Annotated in this window: 14 protein-coding genes and 1 pseudogene; all 15 read left to right on the top strand. The window is 41.2% G+C overall.

The annotated features are described in order from the left end of the window. Positions 1-174 precede the first annotated feature (174 nt). On the top strand, positions 175-2796 hold the full coding sequence (locus HMPREF9447_RS26215; RefSeq protein ID WP_009132669.1) for a glycoside hydrolase 5 family protein: 2622 nt from the start codon (positions 175-177) through the stop codon (positions 2794-2796). Positions 2797-2841: 45 nt separating this feature from the next. After that, on the top strand, positions 2842-3942 hold the full coding sequence (locus HMPREF9447_RS26210; RefSeq protein WP_009132668.1) for a glycoside hydrolase family 53 protein: 1101 nt from the start codon (positions 2842-2844) through the stop codon (positions 3940-3942). Positions 3943-3972: 30 nt separating this feature from the next. Continuing rightward, positions 3973-6447, top strand: coding sequence for a glycoside hydrolase family 2 TIM barrel-domain containing protein (locus HMPREF9447_RS26205; RefSeq protein WP_044138774.1), 2475 nt, complete (start codon positions 3973-3975; stop codon positions 6445-6447). Positions 6448-6787: 340 nt separating this feature from the next. After that, positions 6788-6955 (top strand): hypothetical protein, encoded by a 168-nt coding sequence (locus HMPREF9447_RS28670; protein WP_009132666.1) that lies wholly within the window; start codon positions 6788-6790, stop codon positions 6953-6955. A 509-nt stretch (positions 6956-7464) separates the two neighbouring features. Then, a complete protein-coding gene (locus HMPREF9447_RS26200; protein WP_009132665.1) occupies positions 7465-10485 on the top strand; it encodes a SusC/RagA family TonB-linked outer membrane protein in 3021 nt (1006 codons plus the stop codon). 29 nt (positions 10486-10514) lie between these two features. Further along, the gene (gene susD, locus HMPREF9447_RS26195) at positions 10515-12104 is read left to right on the top strand and encodes a starch-binding outer membrane lipoprotein SusD (protein WP_009132664.1); all 1590 of its coding nucleotides are present in this window, start codon (positions 10515-10517) and stop codon (positions 12102-12104) included. Positions 12105-12131: 27 nt separating this feature from the next. Beyond that, complete coding sequence (locus HMPREF9447_RS26190) at positions 12132-13310, top strand: SusF/SusE family outer membrane protein (protein ID WP_009132663.1); 1179 nt, start codon at positions 12132-12134, stop codon at positions 13308-13310. A gap of 24 nt (positions 13311-13334) precedes the next feature. Beyond that, positions 13335-14798 carry an Outer membrane protein SusF domain-containing protein gene (locus tag HMPREF9447_RS26185; protein WP_009132662.1) on the top strand — a complete coding sequence of 488 codons (1464 nt, stop codon included), beginning with the start codon at positions 13335-13337 and terminating at the stop codon, positions 14796-14798. A 135-nt stretch (positions 14799-14933) separates the two neighbouring features. After that, positions 14934-15794, top strand: a pseudogene (locus HMPREF9447_RS29485) (alpha/beta hydrolase); the annotation flags it as partial. A 27-nt stretch (positions 15795-15821) separates the two neighbouring features. Continuing rightward, positions 15822-17618 (top strand): glycoside hydrolase family 13 protein, encoded by a 1797-nt coding sequence (locus tag HMPREF9447_RS26180; RefSeq protein ID WP_044138772.1) that lies wholly within the window; start codon positions 15822-15824, stop codon positions 17616-17618. Between the two features lie 14 nt (positions 17619-17632). Then, positions 17633-18775, top strand: a complete 1143-nt coding sequence (locus HMPREF9447_RS26175) for a hypothetical protein (RefSeq protein WP_009132660.1) — start codon at positions 17633-17635, stop codon at positions 18773-18775. 222 nt (positions 18776-18997) lie between these two features. Further along, entirely contained in the window at positions 18998-21292 is a 2295-nt protein-coding gene (locus HMPREF9447_RS27540) for a trypsin-like serine peptidase (protein ID WP_009132659.1), read from the top strand. 128 nt (positions 21293-21420) lie between these two features. Further along, positions 21421-21789: a hypothetical protein gene (locus HMPREF9447_RS26165; RefSeq protein WP_009131422.1), complete on the top strand. Its 369-nt coding sequence runs from the start codon at positions 21421-21423 to the stop codon at positions 21787-21789. Position 21790: 1 nt separating this feature from the next. Next, complete coding sequence (gene tnpB, locus HMPREF9447_RS26160) at positions 21791-22135, top strand: IS66 family insertion sequence element accessory protein TnpB (protein WP_009131421.1); 345 nt, start codon at positions 21791-21793, stop codon at positions 22133-22135. Between the two features lie 87 nt (positions 22136-22222). Beyond that, positions 22223-24004 (top strand): IS66 family transposase, encoded by a 1782-nt coding sequence (tnpC, locus tag HMPREF9447_RS26155; protein ID WP_009131420.1) that lies wholly within the window; start codon positions 22223-22225, stop codon positions 24002-24004. The last annotated feature ends 87 nt before the right edge of the window (positions 24005-24091 follow it).

Below are 24091 nucleotides of genomic sequence, written 5' to 3'. Positions count from 1 at the left end.
GTAGAGAACGGCATTTCATGTCTTTTGTTTGCTCATTTAACACAAATCGTTCTCACAAGGTGTTCTACGGTCGTTTCATGTCTCAATATTATCCTTTTATGTCCGAAATATACTTTCGTGAATCCCTCTTCTCCGTTACTTTTGTCAACAGAAAACCAACTTTAGTTTGATGACATGAAGAGACACATTTTACTCCTGATTACTTGTTTGCTGACGGCAGTTGTCCCGGCACAAAACAAAGCATCCAAAAGCATCCCTACTATTTACATAGACGGTCACGGCGTCATGCGCTGGTCCGATACTCGGAAAGAAGCTTCTTTTTTTGGCGTGAACTACACCCTGCCTTTTGCGCACGCTTATCGGGCTATGGGGTATCTGGGCATTGACCGCAAAGCTGCTATCGACCGTGATGTCTACCATTTTGCGCGTCTGGGGCTGAATGCCTACCGCATCCACGTCTGGGACGTTGAAATCTCCGACGGCGAAGGTAATCTTCTGGAGAATGAACATTTGGAATTACTGGATTATCTTATCTATAAGTTGCAGGAACGCGGCATCCGCACCGTCATCACCGCCCAAACCAACTTCGGCAATGGTTACCCCGAACGTAACCAACCCACCGGAGGCTTCTCTTCTAATTATGATAAATGCGCCGTTCATAGCGATGCCGAAGCTATTGCCGCACAAGAGAGGTACATTGCCGCCCTTGTGCGCCACGTCAACACCTATACAGGCCATGCCTATAAAGACGATCCTTACATTGTGGGTTTTGAAATCAACAACGAGCCCTGCCATCCGGGCACGGTGACTGAGACGCGTGATTATATCAACAAAATGCTATCAGCCCTGAAGCGTGCCGGCAATCGCAAGCCAGTATTCTATAATGTCAGTCACAACCAACATGTCGTTGAGGCTTACTATGATACTGCTATTCAGGGAACTACCTATCAATGGTACCCCGTCGGCCTTGTTTCCGGTCATACCCGTAAAGGCAACTTCCTGCCTTCCGTAGATCGATATGATATTCCTTTCTCCGATTTGAAAGGCTTCAATAAGAAAGCCCGTCTGGTTTATGAATTTGACCCTGCGGACAATCTCTACTCTTATCTCTATCCCGCCACCGTTCGCACGTTCCGTACTGCCGGCTTCCAATGGATTACGCAGTTTGCTTACGACCCCATCGGCATGGCGGCATATAATACCGAATATCAGACTCATTACTTGAACGTGGCTTATACTCCCAACAAAGCTATCGGCTTGATGATTGCCGCAGAAGTGGCGCAGAAAGTGGGTAGGGGAGAGAGTTTCGGTAGTTATCCGGCAGATACACTGTTCCGTGACTTCCGCGTCAGCTACGTGCAGGATTTGAGTGAACTGAACGACGGAGAAAAATTTTACTACTCCAATACAACGCAGTCCCTTCCGAAAGATGCTTCGCGGCTTCGTGCTATTGCCGGATGCGGCAGTTCTCCTGTTGTCCGCTATGAGGGCACGGGTGTTTATTGGATAGATAAACTGGAAGCGGGCGTTTGGCGTCTTGAAGTGATGCCCGATGTGGTGCAGGTGAGCGATCCGTTTGCCAAGCCTTCTCTTGATAAAGAAGTGATGCGCATCATTTCTAATGAGTGGGATATGACGTTGGACTTGCCGGACTTGGGTAAACATTTCAGGGTGAACGGGTTGAATGCTGACAATACTTTCCATGCGCAGGCGACTGATGGTAAGATTTCATCCCTTCGTCCGGGTGTCTATCTTCTGCAACGCGAAGGTGCATCCGCCACTCAGCAATGGACTACCGATAAGTCTTGGAATAACATCATTTTAGGCGAGTATGTACACCCCCTTCGTTTTCAGCCACACTGTTGTCAAACGGATTCCTATGTTATCAACCATCAGCCTGCCCGGATGGTTGATGCTGGTAAGGATTTGCAAATAGAAACCATCGTAGCAGGTAATGAAAAGCCTGATTCAGTGATTATCTATACCAGCCGGGTCTCCTTCTGGAACGAGAAAAATCCATATATAAAAATGAACTATACAAGTGGATATACTTACCGTGCAACTATACCTGCCGCTCAATTGAAAGAAAGCAGCTTTAAGTATAATATCGTTGTTTGTAAAGGTGATAAGCGACAAACATCTCCTGCCGGGATAGCTAAAAGTCCCTTGGATTGGGATTATACTTCGGAAGCTTTCTGGCTGACTAATACCTTAACCAAACATCAGCCTCTCACGCTCTTCTGTGTGAATACTTCATGCAACATCAGTGAGTCTTTCATTACGAATGGAGCAGATGCTTCCTCTTTGGAAACTTATACTTTACCCGAATGGAGCCGTACAAACCGTCAGGTCATAGAGAATGGTCCGGTGGAGAGGCCGACCTTGCGTGTGACATTTACATCCAAAAGTGAGAAACCTGTTTATTTCCTTCGCCGTTACATAAAAGATGATATCAGCGGATGTCCCGAGCGCCTTGCTGCCTGTCGTACTCTTTGCCTGCAAGCGAAGAAGATGCCGGAAGGGCTTCGGGCAGGTTTTATCACTTCTGATGGATATACTTATCTTGCTTCGTGCATTTCGTCTGCCGACGGCATTGTCCGTGTCCCTCTTTCAGAACTGAAACAAACGAATACTGCCTTGCTGCCTCCCGTCTATCCGGTTTTTCTCAGTAAGTATTTCTATCCGGAAACGGAACTTCCTTTCAGGATAGAGAATATTGAAAGCCTCGAACTTTCCTTCGATGGGAGTGCCGGCAAGGAAGCTGAAATAGAGATAGGCAGCATTTGGTTGGAATAGTATATATTAATTTTCTATATTTGTATCATTGATAATCATATTACCATGAAACACATGAAATTTTTATCTTTCCTGTTTTGTATTGCTTTTGCCATATTGGCATGTAGTAGCAATAATGGAACAGAACCTGATTCAGGTCTGTTTCCTGATGATGAAGAAACTCCTACTGCTGAGTTTGCTAAAGGTGCAGACATCAGTTGGGTAACGGAAATGGAACACAAAGGCATGAAATTCTACAATGCCACCGGTACGGCAACAGACTGTTTTCAATTGATGAAGGACCTCGGTCTGAATGCAATCCGTCTCCGGGTCTGGGTGAATCCAGAGGAGCATGATAACTGGTGCAACAAAGCAGATTTGCTGGCTAAGGCAAAACGGACTGCAAGTTTGGGGATGGATTTGATGGTGGATTTCCACTATAGTGACTGGTGGGCTGATCCGGGTAAACAAAATATTCCCGCTGCATGGAAATCCCACTCTTACGAACAGATGAAGACGGATGTGGCAAACCATACCGCTGAAGTGTTGCAGTTGTTGAAGGACAACCAGATTACTCCGAAATGGGTACAGGTAGGCAATGAAACCAGTAACGGTTTCTTATGGGATATGGGTAAAGCCGATCAGAACCCGAAACAATATGCCGGATTGTTTGCTGTCGGATATGATGCCGTAAAGACTGTTTTCCCGCAGGCCATTGTGATTGTACATCTGGATAATGGTTTTGACAACAGCCTCTATAACTGGAATCTGGATATTCTGAAAAACAATGGTGCTAAATGGGATATGATAGGCATGTCACTTTATCCTTATTGGGCGTTAGAGAGTGGAAAAGAAACCTCCGCCGGGCAAACCATAACAGACTGTATTGCTAATATCAAGAAAGTAAGTGAGAAATACAATTGCGATGTGATGGTTGTGGAAACAGGTATGGAATGTGCAGATAATAATGGAAAACTGGCGAGTGCATCTGTCCTTGCCGAAGGAAAGACCATGATGGCCCGCATCATAAAAGAATGCCGTGAGAATACGAACGGGCGTTGTAAGGGAGTATTCTACTGGGAGCCGGAGTGCAAGCCGAGCCAATATCGGTTGGGTGCATTTACCGAAGATGGTTATCCTACCGTTATCATGGATGCTTTTAAATAATAATGATTCAATAAAAACTCTTGATTGATGATGAAAAAGATATTATTCTTATTTTCTTGCTGTGTTCTTTCTTCCTTGATGGTAAAGGCACAGCGTACGGAAACACTGTTGGAAAAGAATTGGAAATTTACCAAAGAAGACATTCCCGAAGCCATGCAAACAAATTTCGACGATCGCAAGTGGGAAACCGTAACCATCCCTCACGACTGGGCCATCTTCGGTCCCTTCGACCGCAGCAACGATTTGCAGGAAGTAGCCGTGACGCAGAACTTCGAGAAAAAAGCCTCTGTCAAGACTGGGCGTACAGGAGGACTGCCTTACGTCGGTATCGGTTGGTATCGCACTACCTTCGATGCTCCTGCCGACAAACAAACCACCCTTGTCTTCGACGGTGCCATGAGCGAAGCCCGTGTTTACGTCAACGGACAGGAAGCCTGTTTCTGGCCTTTCGGTTATAACTCTTTCCATTGTGATGTCACTTCTCTTTTGAATAAAGACGGTAGTGGTAATACGCTTGCTGTCCGTCTGGAAAACAAACCGCAATCTTCCCGTTGGTATCCCGGTGCAGGACTTTACCGCAATGTGCGTGTAGTGACTACCGAGAAAGTACATGTTCCCGTATGGGGCACACAACTGACCACACCTCATGTTTCCGATAAATATGCTTCGGTCCGTCTGTTGACCACCATCGCCAATGACGAAGGAAAAGACCTCCGCATCGTAACGGAGATTATCTCGCCCGATGGGAAGGTGGTGGCAATCAAGGATAACACCCGTAAGATTAATCATGGCCAGCCTTTCGAACAAAACTTCCTGGTCGATGCTCCTTGCCTGTGGTCGCCGGAGACACCTTATTTATATAAAGCAGTTTCTAAAATCTATGCCGATGGCAAACAAACGGATGAATATACCACTCGTTTCGGTATCCGTAGCATAGAGATTATAGCTGACAAAGGCTTCTTTCTGAATGGTAAGCACCGTAAATTCCAGGGTGTGTGCAATCACCATGATCTTGGGCCGTTGGGTGCGGCTATCAATGTTGCCGCTTTACGCCGCCAGCTTACTATGCTGAAAGATATGGGTTGCGATGCTATCCGTACTTCTCATAATATGCCTGCGCCGGAATTGGTGCAACTTTGTGATGAAATGGGTTTCATGATGATGGTGGAACCTTTTGACGAGTGGGACATTGCCAAATGTGCCAATGGTTACCACCGCTACTTCAACGAGTGGGCGGAGCGCGACATGATAAATATGTTGCATCAATATCGCAACAATCCTTGTGTAGTGATGTGGAGCATTGGTAACGAAGTTCCCACTCAATGTAGTCCCGTAGGCTATAAAGTAGCTTCTTTCTTGCAGGACATCTGCCATCGTGAAGACCCGACACGTCCCGTAACTTGCGGTATGGACCAAGTGACTTGTGTCCTGAAGAATGGCTTTGCCGCCATGATTGATGTTCCCGGTTTGAACTATCGTGCGCACCGCTACCTGGAGGCATATGAGCAATTGCCACAGAATATTGTGCTCGGTTCAGAAACCTCTTCCACTGTAAGTTCCCGTGGTGTATATAAATTCCCGATAGAGAAGCGTGGCGATGCAAAGTATGAAGATCATCAATCTTCCGGTTATGACCTGGAACACTGCTCCTGGTCTAATGTCCCTGACGAAGACTTTGCTCTTGCTGATGATTATGACTGGACTATCGGTCAGTTCGTTTGGACCGGTTTCGATTATTTGGGTGAACCTTCTCCCTACGATACGGATGCTTGGCCGAGCCATAGCTCGCTGTTCGGTATCATCGATCTTGCCAGCCTGCCCAAAGACCGTTACTATCTTTATCGTAGCCTTTGGAACAAGAATGTAAATACGCTTCATGTACTTCCGCACTGGACTTGGCCGGGTAGGGAAGGAGAGAACACTCCTGTGTTTGTTTACACAAGTTATCCGGTAGCCGAACTCTTTGTCAATGGCAAAAGCTTTGGCAAACAGCATAAACTCACTGCTGAAGAGAGTAAAGCATTGCAAGGGAAAGATGCTTTTGCTTTGCAGCGCCGTTATCGTCTGATATGGATGGATGTTCCCTACGAACCGGGTGAAGTGAAAGTTGTTGCTTATGATGCTTCCGGCAAATCCGTAGAAGAAAAAGTAATCCGTACTGCCGGCAAACCTCATCATCTGGAAGTGACTGCCGACCGCAGTCAGTTGAAAGCTGATGGCAAGGACTTGGCTTACATCACCATCCGTGTAGTTGATAAGGACGGCAATCTTTGTCCCGCCGACAACCGCCTTGTTAATTTCTCCGTGAAAGGTGCCGGTCGCTATCGTGCTGCTGCCAATGGTGATGCTACTTCACTCGATTTATTCCATTTGCCGAAGATGCCTGCCTTCAGCGGTCAGTTAACGGCAATTGTGCAAACAGCCGAGCAGCCCGGTGAAATCGTTTTCGAGGCTAAGGCTAAAGGTTTAAAGGCTGGTAAGCTTACACTGAGCACTTTAAAATGATTGTGTAACATCTGATTAAAAAACATCCTTACTGTGCATTTGTATCTACTGCAAATGCGCGGTAAGGATGAATAATATCTATTCGTTAGTTTAAAAAAGGAAATTTAATGTAGCCTTGTCAAGGCCGTACCCGGTCCGTATCTGTTCCGTATCATCTCCGTATCTATAGGAAGCGAACTGATACGGAGCAGATACGGACCGGGTATGGAGATGTTACGGAGATTGCATGGAGGTTGCATGGAGATGCTATGGAATTGATTCTTTTTTCGAAGAGTGAAGTTTCTGTGATATATATCATCTTTGCCATAACAAGATGTGACTTGTAAAAACAAAAGCAGATATGGACAAGAATTATAGACGTTACCCGATAGGAATACAGAACTTTGAGCAGTTACGCAATCGTGATTGTATATATGTTCTTTATATGGCAGATGGTAAACGGATTATAAAAGTCGGCGTGAATTTCGATAGTGCCATGAGGACGATTGGGGGATGGATGGTGGATTAGCCACGGTGCTGCTATTACCTGTAGGTGTGATGTAAAGAAATAAAAAAGACTTCAATTTACCATATACAAGGAGTTAGGAGTTTGCCAACAAGGAGTTAATTCCTTTCCGACAAACTCCTAACTTCTTGTTGATAGAAAATTAATATTTTGTAATCTATTGATAATCAAGGTGAAATAATTCTTGCTTAGAATAATAATTTATATGCATATATTACTTGTCCCATAAATAGTTCTTGAGAGCTTATCTGTCTAAAATATATAACTTGCATTAAGACTAAAGATATTTGTGTGCAGCAATAGATTTAGCCGGGTGCAATTGTGCAATTCCGTGCAATCGTTTGCACTGTTGCTATTGCATATTTCTTATCTTTCTTATATTTTAATATTTTAATAAAGCATATTTTTGTTGCGTCATGTTATAGATACCTTAAAAGCAAAAAGACATCGAAAGATAATTTCGAATAATATATATAGGTAATTAATATTGTTAACTTTAATTTTTTAAATGCATGAAGCAAGTTAATCTTAGAATCTATCAAATGATTCTTCCCCTATTAGTAGGGTTATTCTTGTCTGTAGGCGTTTATGCACAGAACATCACCGTGAAAGGGCATGTAAAAGATGCCACGGGGTTAGAAGTGATAGGCGCAAATGTCGTAGAGAAAGGAAATCCTGCGAATGGTACAATCACTGATTTGGATGGAAACTTTACGTTGAGTGTTCCGCAAGGAGCTATGCTTACTATTTCTTTTATCGGCTATAAAACGGAAGAAGTAAAGGCGGCTTCCACTGTTATGGTGACTCTACAGGATGATTCACAACTTCTGGATGCTGTTGTGGTAATCGGATACGGTACTGTGAAAAAGAATGATGCTACAGGTTCGGTTACAGCTATCAAACCTGATAAAATCAGTAAAGGTATGACTACCAATGCTCAAGATATGATGACCGGTAAAATAGCTGGTGTAAGTATCATCTCCGATGGTGGTACTCCGGGTGCCGGTGCACAGATTCGTATCCGTGGTGGTTCTTCATTGAATGCAGTCAATGATCCGTTGATTGTGATTGATGGTTTGGCTATGGATAATGCAGGTGTGAAAGGTTTGAGCAATCCACTGGCTATGGTGAATCCGAATGATATTGAAACTCTTACGGTATTGAAAGACGCTTCGGCTACAGCTATCTATGGCTCTCGTGCATCTAATGGTGTAATTATCATTACTACCAAAAGAGGTGCATCTGGTTCTGCTCCAAAGGTTTCTTACGATGGTAATGTTTCAGTGGGTGTCATTCGTTCTACGGTCGATGTGATGGATGGCAATGAATACCGTGCCTATATGGCTAATGTTTATGGTGGCGAAGACAAATTGCCTGCTCCACTGGGCACTGCCAATACTGACTGGCAAAGTGAAATTTATCGTCCGGCTGTTAGCCACGACCATAATGTCACTATTACTGGTGGTTTAAAGAATATGCCTTATCGCCTCTCACTTGGTTATACGGATCAGAATGGTATTGTAAAGACCTCTAATTTTGAGCGTTACACAGTTTCGGGTAATGTTTCTCCTACATTCTTCGAGGATCATCTGAAATTTAATGTTAATGCAAAAGTGATGGTTGCCAAAAATCGTTATGCAGATGGTGGCGCTATCGGTTCGGCTTTAGCTATGGACCCTACTCGTCCTGTATACGATGATACCGATACGGGTAAACTTTTCGGTGGCTTCTGGCAATATACTGCGGATGCTGCATTTAATGATCCGAATTGGCCGATAACTAAAAACTCGAATGCTACTCAAAATCCATTGGCTTTGTTGGAGTTGCAGAATAAAAGAGCAAAGAACAAGAGTTTTGTTGGAAATATAGAAGTGGATTACAAGTTCCATTTCCTGCCTGACCTGAAGTTACATGCAAATTTGGGCGCTGACTATTCAGAAGGTAGAGAGGCTAATACTATTTCTCCATATTCTTACTCCAATCATTATTATGGATGGGATGGAGCGGATTATGAATATAAATATAATCTGTCAGGTAATGCATACTTGCAGTATACCAAAGAATTGAAAGATCATTTCATTGATGTAATGATTGGTGCTGAAGAACAACACTTCCACCGTACAGGTTATGGAATAGGTCAGGGTACTAACCAGTTGACGGGTGAAGCGTATAATCCGACATTGCGTTCTCAAAGTGCATTTGGCTATCATAGCACGCTGGTTTCTTTCTTTGGTCGTCTGAACTATTCTTTGCTTAACCGCTATTTAGTGACGTTCACTCTTCGTCAGGACGGTACTTCTCGTTTCTCAAAAGATAACCGTTGGAGTACATTCCCTTCATTGGCATTAGGCTGGAAGATGAAAGAAGAAGGTTTTTTGAAAGATGTCAATGCATTGTCTGACTTGAAACTCCGTTTAGGCTGGGGTATCACAGGACAACAAAATCTTGGTGAGGATAAGGACTTTCCTTATATGCCTCTGTATACGACAAGTGGTAATGGTGGATATTATCCTTTTGGCGGAGATTTTGAAACAAACTCCCGTCCGAAAGAATATAATAAAGACTTGAAGTGGGAACAGACTACCACCTGGAATGCAGGTTTGGACTATGGTTTCCTGAATGGACGTATCACAGGTTCCGTTGATTTTTACTATCGAGAAACGAAAGATTTGATTAATACGCTGAAAATACCGACTTTGCTTAATTTTAATTCCAGTTTAATGAGCAACATCGGTTCTCTGAAGAACACAGGTCTGGAATTCACAATTAATGCGAAGCCTATCGTAACGAAAGATTTTACTTGGGATTTGGGTTATAATATCACTTGGAATTCGAATGAAATCACCAAATTGACTGGAAACAATGATCCTTCTTATTATGTAGCTGAAGGAAGTGTTTCTGCTGGTATTGGTGGTAAAGCCCAAGCTCATAAAGTAGGATATCCTATCAGATCCTTCTATGTGTTTCAGCAGGTATATGATGCAGATGGCAAGCCGATTGAAAATACATTTGTTGACCGTAACGGTGATGGCATAGTTAACTCTGCAGATAAATATATCTATAAGAAACCGGCAGCCGATGTTTTGATGGGTTTGACTTCTAAGATGATATGGAAGAATTGGGACTTCAGCTTTTCATTGCGTGCAAGCTTGAATAACTATGTTTACAATGACGTATTGGCGGGAAATAGCCGTGTGGGTACTTCTATCTATTCGAACAGTGCGTATAGTAACCGCCCAAAAGAAGCTGTTAAATTAGGATTTAGTGGTCAAGGTGACTGGTATTTATCCGATTATTTTGTGCAGAATGCTTCGTTTTTGCGTTGTGACAACATTGTTGTAGGTTATTCGTTCGACGGATTGTTCCACTCCAATGGTTACAAAGGTACCAGCGGTCGTATTTATGCAACGGTTCAGAATCCGTTCATAATAACAAAATATAGCGGACTTGATCCTGAAGTAAAGGATGGCATTGATAATAATATCTATCCCCGTCCGATGACCTTCTTATTGGGACTAAGCCTTCAATTCTAATTCTATAACTTTTTAATAAAGAAAACATTATGAAATTCAGATATTTAAAATTATTATTCCCGGCAGCGTTGTCCGTCTTATTGCTTTTCAGCACGGCGTCCTGCATAAATGATTTGGATATCAGTCCAATAGACCCGCAGACCTCCAGTGCTTTTGTGCAAGACGAGGTGTTCAATAAACTATATGCCGCTTTGGTTATGACTGGTCAGACTGGTCCTTCCGGTAAGCCGGATATCATATCGCCTGATGAAGGTAAGAGTGCTTTCTATCGCTCTCTGTTCACTGCCAACGAATATTGTACAGATGAAATGATCTGGACATGGATGGATGCCGGTATACCGGAATTAATCTATATGCGCTGGAATTCAGCTGACGGTAATATTGAAATGCTTTATAATCGTATTGGCTATAACATAACCTTATGTAACTTCTTCTTAGACGAAACCGAAGGCAAGACGGATGAAGCTTCGCTAAAGCAACGTGCTGAGGCTCGTTTCTTGCGTGCTTATTATTATTATAACTTTATGGATTTGTTTGGAAAGGCACCTTTCAAGGAACATTTCAATAATGATCTTCCGGTACAGAAGAGCCGCAAAGAGGTTTTTGACTACATAGAAAGTGAATTGGAAGCTATCGAGAATGATATGTACGAACCGGGTACAGCTCCTTATGGACGTGCAGACAAAGCTGCCAACTGGCTGTTGCGTGCACGTATGTATCTGAATGGACAGGTTTATACCGGTACAGCCCATTGGAGTGAAGCGGCCACGTATGCTACCAAAGTGATAGGCTCTGGTTATGACTTATGCGATAACTATGCACAACTTTTTATGGCAGATAACGGAACGAATGCAAATGCCAAGAAAGAAATTATCTTCCCACTATGCCAGGATGGTATTAAAACGAAATCTTATGGTGGATCCTTCTTCTTGGTTGCTGCTACACGTATCACTGGTATGCCGGCATGGGGTATTTCCGAAGGCTGGTCTTGTATCCGTTCGCGTGAGGCTTTAGTTGGCAAGTTCTTTGAAAAAACAGATGAGGCTCCGTTGACCGAAAGTGTAAGTGAAGTGATTGCAGCGGCCAAAGACGATCGTGCCCTGTTTTATTCGGGTGAAGGTGGTGGAAAACGCCAGGTTAAACTGGAGACCGTAACGAAATTTACCGATGGTTTCTCTCTCGTAAAATGGACAGGTTCTAAGTCGGATGGCACTAACGGACAAGATCCTATTGTTCCTGATACGGATATTCCATTATTCCGCTTGGCTGAGGCTTATCTGATACGCGCAGAAGCTAATTTGCGCTTGGGTACTGTTGCAAAGGCTGACATTTTGAGGGATATCAATGAATTGCGTAACCGCGCACATGCCACTCCCGCCACGGAAGATGATATGACTTTGGATTACATTTTGGATGAACGTGCCCGTGAACTTCACTTGGAAGGTTTCCGACGTACAGACTTGGTTCGTTACGATTATCTGACTACCAATAAATATTTGTGGGATTGGAAAGGTGGCGTAGCTGATGGTACATCCGTGAGTTCTATTTATAATGTGTATCCTATTCCTGACTCTGACATGAACTCTAATGAGAACATGACGCAGAATACCGGATATTAATGTTTAACTAATAAAGAAAGACTAATCATGAAAAAGATATATGGCTTAATGCTTATAACTTTAGGGTTGCTCGCTTTTTCTGCTTGTGAATCGGACAGAGACAGTAATCCTACCTTAAAAGAGCCAGACTCGTTCGTACTGAATGTTCCGCCTTACGCAGAGAATAATGTATATGATTTGGCTAACTCTACATCTTTAGAGTTCACTTGTTCACAACCAGATTATGGTGTTCCTATGGGTACCACTTATGCGGTTCAAATGTGCTTGTCTGATAATTTTGTAGAAGCAAGTGATGGCGTAGATGCCAATTATGTGACGCTTTCTACCGTTTATACTTCTACCAAAGTGAATGTAGATGCAGTTGAGTTGGCTTTAGCTTTGGTTGACCTGTGGGATACCACTGGTGAAGGTGATTTCCCGAAAGAAACAATTCCTTTGTATTTCCGTTTGAAAGCAAGTTTGACTTCGGCACCAGCAAGAGGGCTATGTTATTCTAATGTGATTAAGTTGCCACAGGTTTTAGGTTATAAAGCTGAGGCTCCAGTTGCATTGCCCACCGAATTATATATGACTGGTGATATGGAAGGTGCATCTGAATGGGGTAACTGGATTAAGCTTGTTGCTGCAACTGAAACTCCTGGTAAATTCTGGAGAATTCAATATTTCCAAGCTGGTAACCAAATGAAGTTTAATACGATGGCCGGCTGGGGCGGTGAAACTGCTTACTTTGACGGACTGATTCCTGATGCTTCTAAAGACTTTGCAGGAGCAGGAGGTGTAGATGATGGATACGGAAACCTCAATATAGGTATTGGTAAGACGGGATGGTATATGGTTGTGATTACTGCAAAACTGGCTGGAACAGCTATTACATATACTCTTGAGTTCTTTGAAGTAGCTGTTTATCTGACTGGCGAACCCCTAACCGGTGCATGGGGAGGCGAAGATAATGCCTATAAATTTACGGCACCTGCATCTCCTGCAGAACCATTTATTTCTCCGGCAACAGTTGGTGGTGGTTCTTTGAGAATCTTCGCTAAAGTTCCGGGCATAGACTGGTGGAAGAGTGAGTTCGTGGTTTTTGACGGTGAAATTAAATATCGTGAGAATGGCGGTGAATTGGCGGCTCAAGGCTTTGCAACGAACATAGGTGCTGGTAAGAAGGTGAAGGTGAACTTTATCACTGGCAAAGGTAGCATAGAATAGTTATTAACCTTTAATTTGAAGAACATGAAAAAGATTTCAATATATGTATATGCGCTTCTTTCATTGGCTGTCTTTTCGGCTTGTGACGAAGACTTTAAGGACTGGGCTGATCCCCAGTCCAATCCTCAGGAGGATGCAAAAAGTGTATCTGCCCAAATGGCAGGTGTGACTGCTGCGTTGAATATGGAAACGTATACGGAAGATTCTGTAGAAGTGGCCAAGTTGAGTAGTGTATCAGAAGGTTGCACAGTGGTTGACTATAAGATACAGTTGGTTGCCAATGATAAGGTGTTAGAATTGCCTTTTGCAGAAAACAACGGTGTGCTGAAAGTGGATGCCAAGGAACTGGATATGTTGACGCAAACAGCTTATAATAGTCGTCAGGCTGTGGCACGTGCTATTACGTTGAAGACCTCTACATCTGTAGTTACTCCAACCGGCGAAGCTGCTTTGGTTAATTCTGGTGATGTGACAATGACAGTGACGCCTGTTACTCCTCCTGTTGCTGAAAATGCTTATTTTATTCTGGGTGATTTTAATGGATGGAATATGGCAGGAGCCTCGGCTTTTGTAGCTGAGGAAGGAGATGATAATACTTTCTCTGTTGAAATTGAAGTAGGTGAGAACTGCAATGTGAAGATTTTCCCAAAATCAGGTATTGATGCTTCGGATTGGGCAACCGCTTTAGGAACTGATGTGGATGGCGATACTTCTACTTCCGGCTTGTTGGATTTTAGAGATAAAGCAGGCAAGGATGCAGGGGCAATTCGTATTGCTGCTGCCGGGAAAAAGAAGGTAATTATTAATGTGAAAGATTATACTTATACTATTAAGGAGGTTACTGGTCTTCCTGAAGTAATGTATATCAATGGTTCGGCTTATAGCTCTGATTGGAATTGGGGTGCTGCTTGCCAAATGATACCTATGACGCAGACTGCTGGTAAATTTTGGAGTATGCAGTATTATGCAGAAGGTGAAGAAATCAAGTTCTCTCCTATAGCCGAATGGGCTGGTCAGGATTTTGGATATTCAGATGATGTTATTACTGCTGAAGCCATAGAATTGGCAGGTTTATCAGATAAAGGTGGTAATATACTGATTGGTAAATCTGGATGGTATATAGTGGTTGTAACTATAACTCCTACTGATAAAAAAATTGAATTCTTGGTACCCAATGTTTATTTACTTGGAGGAGTTATAAATAATAGTTGGGATACTAATGAAGCTACTCTGTTTGCCGTTCCTACAGATAAAGCAGGTGCTTTCATTTCGCCTGCTGCAACACAAGATGGTACAGCCCGTATCTGTGTCGTAGCTGAATCAGGAAATTGGTGGAAGAGTGAGTTTACAGTATCTGACGGCGTTATTGTATATCGCGAAAATAAGGAGGTTAGTGATAACTTGGGAGAACTGGGTTATGAATGTAAATTGGTTGCTGGTCAGAAAGTGCATGTGAAATTTCTTTCTGGAACAGGATCTGTTGAATAACAGAATTATTGACCTTGAATAAAGAATAAGGCAAGGGTTCCATTGAACTCTTGCCTTTTTTATAAGACAAACGTGTCTGACGAGTAATAGTTCGAACTCTATTTATGTCTAATAACTGCTTTTTAATATAACACTATGACTAGATTTTTATTAATATTACTTCCACTTTTATTGGTGTTTCAACAAAGTGATGCCCAACAGACTGTTTCATCCGGAAAGTTAGTGGAATATCCTAACTTCCAATCTTCCATTGTCGCCCCCCGTGATGTTTTCGTCTGGTTACCCTCCGATTATTCAGCCAAGAAGAAGTATGATGTTCTTTATATGCACGATGGTCAAATGCTTTTCGATGCAAATTATACATGGAATAAACAAGAATGGGGAATAGATGAGGTAGTAGGGAAACTTTTAGATGAAAAGAGAATTAATTCGTGTATTATTGTTGGAGTAGCCAATATTCCGGCAACAAGATATGAAGATTACTTCCCTCAGAAAACATTGAAATATTTGCCTGCTGAGAATATTCCGGAAGATGCTCATTTTAATGCTGATAATTATCTGCGTTTCTTGGTGGAAGAAGTGAAACCTTTTATGGATAAGGAATATTCTACTAATAAGGGGGTGGAACACACCTTTGTGATGGGGTCGAGTATGGGAGGTCTGATTTCTCTTTATGCAATTTGTGAGTACCCGAATGTGTTTGGAGGGGCTGCTTGTCTGTCAACTCATGTGCCGATGGTATTGAGCAATGACAAAGCAATAAAAGAAAAAGCAGATAAGTGGTCGGCGGCTTTTAGGGATTATCTTTCGGAACATTTGCCTCAAAGCAATAGTCGTAGAATATATATGGATAGAGGAGATGCAACTTTAGACGCATTCTACCCTCCTTACCAGGATGAATTGGATAAACTAATGCGCCGGAAAGGATGGAGTGAACCTATGTGGGTTTCGAAGGTCTTTCAAGGGGCGGGGCATTTGGAAGAAGACTGGAGAAAGCGTTTGGATAATCCATTGCAATTTCTTATGGGTAACGAAAAGATGGAGAAAGTGGAAAGGGTAGAGCCTGCTTTCTGGTGGTGTGGAATGAAAAATACTCAGTTACAGTTAATGGTTTATGGCACTAATATAGCTACATATAAACCGGTTATCAATCAAACTAATGTAGTATTGAAAAGTGTGCATCCAATGGAAAGTCCTAATTATTTGATTTTGTATTTGGATATCAAGAATGCGCAACCAGGGAAGTTTTCCATTGATTTTGTGAAAGGGAAAAATAAACTGAAGTACATTTATGAATTAAAAGAACGTCAAGGAAAAGGTGAAGATAAGATTGGATTTGATTCTTCAGATGTCGTTTATTTGTTGATGCCTGATCGTTTTGCCAATGGTGATGAAAGTAATGACCGGATAAAAATGAAGTATCCTTATACGGTAAATCGTGAAGATATAAATGCCCGACATGGAGGTGATTTGGCAGGTATTATGCAACATCTTGACTACTTGGATAGTTTGGGTGTTACTGCCATTTGGACAACTCCTGTACTGGAAAATGATATGGGAGAGGGGTCTTACCATGGTTATGCTTCAACGGATTATTATAAAATAGATCCGCGTTTGGGAACTAATGAGGACTATGCTCATTTAGCAGAAACAATGCATCAGCGTGGCATGAAATTAATAATGGATATGGTCTTTAACCATTGTGGAAGTAATCATCAATGGATGATTGACAAGCCAATGCGCGATTGGTTTAATAATCCATTTAAATACGTGCAGACCAATCATAACAAAACTATCTTTTTTGATCCTTATGCTTCTGATATAGACAAACTGGAAATGACGGATGGATGGTTTGTGCCTACTATGCCTGACTTAAACCAAAGAAACCGTTATGTAGCAGATTATCTGATTCAGAACTCTATTTGGTGGATTGAATATGCAAATTTGAATGGCATTCGTCAAGACACGTATCCTTATTCGGATAGTGAAATGATGGAACGTTGGTGCAAGGAAATTTTCGAAGAATATCCTAATTTGAATATTGTGGGTGAAGTAATGATTACTAATTCTACAGGTACTGCTTATTGGCAGCAAAAAAATGCTTTCAATAAACAAGCGAATACAAAATTAAAATCTGTAATGGATTTTCATTTACAATCAATAGCAAGCAAAGCCTTTCATGATGAAACTTCGTGGAATACGGGGTTGCAGCTTGTATTTGAACATTTGGCCTATGATTTCTGCTATCCTGATATTAATAATGTGATGCGCTTGTTTGAGAATCATGATACGGATCGTTTCTTGTTTGAGGTTCCGACGAACCTTAATGCTTATAAACAAGGGATTGTGCTACTATTGACGATTCCGGGTATTCCACAACTGTATTATGGACAAGAATTATTGATGACTGGAAATACAAAGATTGATTTTGGTTATATTCGTCCTGATATGACTGGTGGTTGGAAAGAGGATATATCCAGTTTGTTTGAAGTAAGTGGTAGAACTGCCATGCAGCAAGAATCTTTTGATTTTATGAAGAAACTACTGCAATGGCGCAAAGGAAATGAAATCATCTCTAAGGGGAAGATGAAACACTTTATGCCTCGTAACAATGTGTATGTATATGAACGTTCTTATAATGGGAAAAGTATATTGGTTCTTATGAATGGAATAAGTGAAGCCATTAATGTGGAATTGGAACACTATAAGGAAGTATTGGACGGTAAAAAAAAGGCAAAAGATGTTTTGACCGATCGCGTTGTGCAATTGGTTGATAAACTGTTTTTGGAACCTAAAGGAGTATTAGTACTTGAATTGTAAAGGGGGAGAATGGAATGGCGAAGAAAATAAATATATTATTTCTTTTATGGTCTTTTTCGATAGTACTGAATGCTCAAGATAAGATGCAGGATGCTACTGTTGCTTATTTGCAGAGTGAAGCGATGAGCCCAGATGATTATTTGATATCTAAATTTAAGGAAGCAGACATTGTTTTGTTGGCTGAAGATCATGGGGTGAAAGAGAATTTGGATTTTGTTCGAAACATGATACCTAAATTATATGAGAATGGTATTTATATGTTGGGAATGGAGTTCGGAGCATATGAAGATCAACGACAATTAGATTCATTGATAAATGCACCAAAGTATGATGAACAATTAGCTCGTCAGTTGATGTTTAATTATAATACCCGATGGGCTATCGTCGAGTATATGAGTATTTATAAGGCTGCATGGGAGTGGAATCGTTCGTTACCGGAACAAGCGAGAAGGTTCCGTATTTTAAATATCAGTTATCGGTATAATTGGGAAGCGTTTGAAAAGGTGAGAACACCGGAAAATATGAAGAAAGTTTTTCCTTTGGGGAATACGGAAGATTTCAGATGTGCACTTTTAGAACGTGAAGTGTTGTCTTGCCATGAAAAAATATTGGTTTTGACAGGGACAATTCATGCATTTACATCCTATCGTTTTCCTTATTATGATTATACTTCTCCTGGTTTTGTGCGCTATGAGAAGCTTTTCTTAGGAAATTTGCTCTATTCAAAATATGATACGAGAGTAGTTTCTGTGGCTTTACATCAACCTTTTTTTAATTATCCCAATCATCAGCCTGCATTGGTTTCTCCAGCAGTAGGAAAATTGGAAGTGATAATGAGCAGACACAACAATAAACCTGTTGGTTTTGATTTGAAGGAGTCGCTTATAGGAGAATTACGTGATCATAGTTACTACTCAATGGGGTATACAGACTTTACTTTAGCTGATTTGTTTGATGGATATATATTTCTTAAACCTATAAAGGAATTATCTTCCTGCACTATTGATTATAAATTTATGAATGACGGAAACTGGGAGGAGGCTGTTCGTAATAGCCCTGATCCGGACTGGCATCCGCGTCCACAGAACAAAAAGCAGTACTGGGAGACAGTGACAGAATTCATGAATGTTAAAAAAAGGTATGAAAACGTTCAATGAAGTGGAAAGTGGGAGGTGCTTTGGGGGCTTGTATGAATGATAAACCTCTTAAAATAGTATGATATTGTTAATATGGCTATAGTAATTGTCCACTGAAAATAGATTCTTTTTGTTTAATATGCTGATTGCTAGTATTCTATATTATACCTGTTTGTCCATACTCTTTTGTCACTTATATCTTATTAGTGTATTATTTTTGTTGATGAACAAAAATATAATACTATGAAAACAAAAGCTTTATTGAAGAGTTTTACATTTTCTCTTATTGCAATCTTCTCAGTCAGTGCTCATGCTCAGATTAGCACTAATGAACTACCTCCGAGTTTTTCATCTTCTTTATTCTCTACTCGTTCGAGTGATGTGATTAATTTGTCTGTTCCTGATGTAGCTGAAGCATTACATGAGGATAGCTTATTTGTGGGTATTGATATCCCTTATCGTGTTGGCTTACCTCTTTCTGTGAGTTATAATCTTCAAAATTCAGGTCATTGGCAAGTTATGGGGGATAGTATACGTGTTTGGCGTCTGCAACTACATGCATCAGGGGCAAAGGCTATGACTATCAGTTATGATAAATTTTGGATGCCGGAAGGCGCTAAATTCTTTATTTATAATGTAGATAAAACATTCTGCATAGGGGCTTTTACAAGCTTTAATAATAAAGGTACGCAGGAAAATCCTGTAGATTTTGCAACAGGATTTGTGGCAGGAGAAGATATTGTGCTTGAATATTATGAACCTATTGGAGTGGAAACGGGAGTTATTTCAGTTCAGAAGATTGGCTATATTTATAAAAATGTTCTTGCTGCCCAAGGCAATATTATAACTCGTTCGATGTTTAATACATCTTTGCCTTGTAATGTTAATGTTAATTGTCCACTTGGAATTGATTGGCAAAAAGAAAAAAGAGCTGTAGCCTGTATATATAATGCTTCTACGTTGGGTGTATGTAGTGGAGCACTAATTAATAGTACTTCGCAGAAAGATTATTTTTTATCAGCTGATCATTGCTTTTTGGGTTATGATTCACAAGGGAAAAATCAACTAAATCAATTAATTTTTTATTGGAATTATGAAAGTCCTGATTGTTCTGATACTAATATATCTAACTCGCCGAGCTCTACTGGTGCAAAGCTTATAGCTAATAGTGCTTATACTGATTTTGCTTTGTTGGAACTGGTGGAATCTGTTAAGAATATAAATGGATATATACCTTATTATTTGGGATGGACAAGAAACACTGCTCCCGCTGCTAATGCTGTTGGTATTCATCATCCGCGTGGCGATATAAAGAAAATATCCGTTGAAAATAATGCGGTAAAAAATTATAGTAAGAAACTAAATTGGACAGATGAGAATGGAAATATTATTTCGACAACTATGGAAAATACGCATTGGGAAACAATATTTGATATTGGTACAACTGAACGAGGTTCGTCTGGTTCACCTCTAATGAATCAAAATCATTTGGTTGTGGGCCAATTGCATGGAGGCGAACCGGGTTGTGCTCCAGCAACTCGGTATTATGGGCGTTTTGATAAATCGTGGGATTATGGAAGTACGGCTACTCGCAGATTAAAGGATTGGTTAGATTCAAGCAATGCTGGTATGATGCAGTTAGAAGCGAGAGAATTGATTCCAGAAATAGTAGGAACTAAATTTATTTGTGATAGTAGTACTTATTATATCAAGAATTTGCCAGCTAATGCAATGGTGATATGGGAATATCCAACTGAACCAAATAGTGCACCACGACCACAGTTTTACACTAATTATCCAGTACCTAATCAATGCACTATAAAAAATAAATATTATTATCCTTACAATGCAAATTTAATAGCAAAGATAGTCTATAATGGAAATACTTTATGGACTTTATCAAAAGAAGTTATATCTGATACAAAATCCTATCCTTATGCAACCTATATACAAGAGGCTTGTACTTTTTATGGGGTTAATCATCCGAGCATAAGTGGCAGAGTAGAGAACTCTACATTTGTACATCAAGGTTGTATGGTTCGTGTAATTTTTAACAGTGACTATGACAAAGATATCTATTATGACTCTTCAGGTGGAATTACTCATAAACCTTTATTTTGGAACTATCACCGACCAACAAAGACTTTAGAATTTCAATTACCATATCGTTCTGGCGGTTTACCTTTTGCTTTTATACTTGATGGTGAAGGCGTATGCAAAAAGAAACGAATAATATTCTTTTCTTATACTGGTAACGGAAATGCACCAGTTTCTGCTTATTCATTGAAAGTGCTTTCTCCTTCAGAGAATATTAAGGAAATACAGTTAGTTACTAATGATGAAATAAGAGAGAGGAGCAATCTGGACTGGAGTTTGGAAGTATACAATGTAGCTTATGGAACAAAAGTTTTGGAAGTTAAAAGATTAACGAGTTTGTCTTATATAATGGATACTTCTGGATGGACGTCTGGTATGTATGTAACTCGTGTTATTATTGGAGATAAGGTTTTAACTGAAAAGATAGCAGTAGGAAAGTAGATTTTTAAATATAATACCACATTCTGTAAGCAAGAAAGTTAAGTATAAAGTAACCATTCTATTTTCCGCCTTGACACGCATGTTCCCTAAACCTACCTTTGCGCCGTAACCCTTAAACAACAATGATTATGGCAAAAGAAAAAGTAAACTACCAGGAGGTATATGACCTCTATCAGTTATGCAGTGAGACCAAGGATCTTCGTGAGTTCTGTGCGGATTATGGAGTAAATTACGACAAGTTCATGAACTGGCAGCGTCATCAGCTATGGAGCGAAAAGTTAGGCAAGACAGTTCAGGTTGAGCAACCCAAGGTTGCCAAAGTCCGGATAACCGGCAAGCCTTGCAACAGTCCAACCGTAAAGTTGGAGGTGAAACAACCTGAAGGTGAATCTCCGATTAAGTGGGTAAAACTGCAATTGACATCAGGTGCCACACTGTTCCTGAGAAACACCACAGTTCTTGACTTGAGCCTGTTGCTTAATAAAATGATAGGATGATATGCTTGGACTGAGTGCTAACCTGAACTATTACCTGTTTAACGGTAATGTGGATTTGCGGAAAGGAATCTTCCGTCTGTGTGAGAGTATAAGGGAAGAGATGTCACTTGACCCGAGCGATGCATCCAATGTATATATGTTCATGTCCAGGAACCGGAAGGTCGTTAAGATACTTCATTACGAACGCGGTTTTTATGTGCTTTACGAGAAACGTCCTGTCATGGGAAAGTTCAAGAAACCTGTGTTTGATGAAGTTTCCAAATGCTACCGGATACAATGGTCGGACATGGCCTATCTTACTGAAAGTATAGTAGTTGACAAGATGTACGTTAGTCCGAAAGATTAATATTAATACATTGATTATCAACAAAATGATGCAAAAATAAACGATAAAAAGTTTGCGTAACTGCCTGATTTTTCGTACCTTTATATCATGATTGATGAAAGGGCATACGAGTTACTTTGCTGCCAGCTGGGTCTGGCGAATGAGGAAAAGGCAGGGCTTCGCAAACAGGTAAACGAACTGATTGCGAGGCTTAAGGCTATTGAAGAATCAAACAAAGAGAACTCCAAGGCTATGGTTGATACAATCAATGACCTCAAAGAATCCCTCGAAAAGCAATCGAGTACGGTTGAACATTACAGGAAAGAGATGGAACTTATGAGAAAGCAGCTTGAGGCAAAAGACGAGGTGAACATGATGCTGGCAAATGAGATATCCAATCTCAGGCTTCAGCTTGAGGGCAGCAGGAAACACCGTTTCGGCCGTACCTCAGAGCAAAGAAGGCTGCTGAACAACCGTAACATTGACAAGTCTGCAATGGAGAAGTCCGAGTACGACGGTTCTGGCAAGAAAGGTGATGATGATAATAAGACCGATGGTAACGGTACCGGCAGCAATACCTCTTCCGGTAACGTACCTGCACAGAACTGCAGGCCTTCAAGGAAAAAGGAAACTGCTCCCCGTGCAGAAAAGAGCAGACTAAAGGTGGATAAGGTAATTGTTCATGAAATAGAAGACTATTACCAACTCCCGGATGGTGCAAGGCTTATGAAGCGTAACGGAATGGCTGATGTGTGGGAATACAGGTTTATAGAACATGTGCGTGCTCATAACGTGGAGCATGTGTACAAGGTGGCAAGGGTAAAGCTTGCAGACGGCACTTTCACTAACACGATGGAGCATCCCTTGAAAAACCTTGGAGGAATCTTTTCCCCTGATTTGCTTGCCCGTCTGCTTTGTCTGAAATATGACTTCAGTATGCCTGAGAACAGACAGATAAGACTGCTTGCAAGAGAAGGCATCCACATAAGCAATACCACGCTGAACGGCTATATCCATAACGGAATCTCCAGGCTTAGGGAGTTTATGGAAGATGTCTTCAAGGAGTTTGTACAACAGGCAAAATACCTTATGGTTGACGAGACGACCGAGCTTGTCGGAGTTGAAACACCGGAAGGCAAGGCTTACAGGAGAAAGTATTTATGGGCTTTCTTTGCAAAGCATGTCAAGTTGGTTTACTATCATTACAATAACGGCAGCAGAGCCTCTGATGTAGCAAAGACCTTCCTTGAACATTTTATGGGATCTGTATCTACAGACGGATATACGGTTTACAGGATGTTCGACGGAGAAGACTCAAAGGTGCTTCATATAGGATGCTGGACACACTGCAGGAGGCTGTGGGTCGATGCCTTGCCATCAGACAGAACTGCGATGGATATAATAGACCCTATCGGTGATATGTTCAGAAATGAAGACTTGTTCCGCACAATGAAACTCAGCGGTGAGCAGATTAAGGAAAAAAGACTTAAGCTTACGAGACCTATTCTTGAACGTATCCATCATAAGGTGGTCATGATGATGCAGGATACTAAACTCATGGCAAACGAACTGATGAGAAAGGCTGTGAACTATACGATAAACCAGTGGAAATCCCTGAAAAATATCCTCAAGGACGGTGCGGCGGAAATATCGAACAACCTCTGTGAGCAAAGGATGAAACCTGTAAAGCTGCTGCTCAAGAACTGTATGAACATAGGCAGTGAGGATGCAGCAGGAAACTCGGCATTCATCTTTTCTCTGATAGAAAGCTGTAAGCTTAATGACATAGATCCTCAGGATTACCTGAAGCACTTGTTTGAATGTATTCTTCATGGTAAGGACTGCGACAAAAAAGCCCTTCTGCCATGTTTTTATCAATCGGAATGTTAAAACAAAAATATTTTCTTACGGATATTTTTATTTTATCGGCTGAAAAACAGCCGATAAAATTGTCGTGGCGGAAAATAGAATGGTTAC

This window comes from Bacteroides oleiciplenus YIT 12058 (assembly GCF_000315485.1).
Taxonomy (GTDB): Bacteria; Bacteroidota; Bacteroidia; order Bacteroidales; family Bacteroidaceae; genus Bacteroides; species Bacteroides oleiciplenus.
This window is presented reverse-complemented; position numbering and strand designations above follow the sequence as displayed.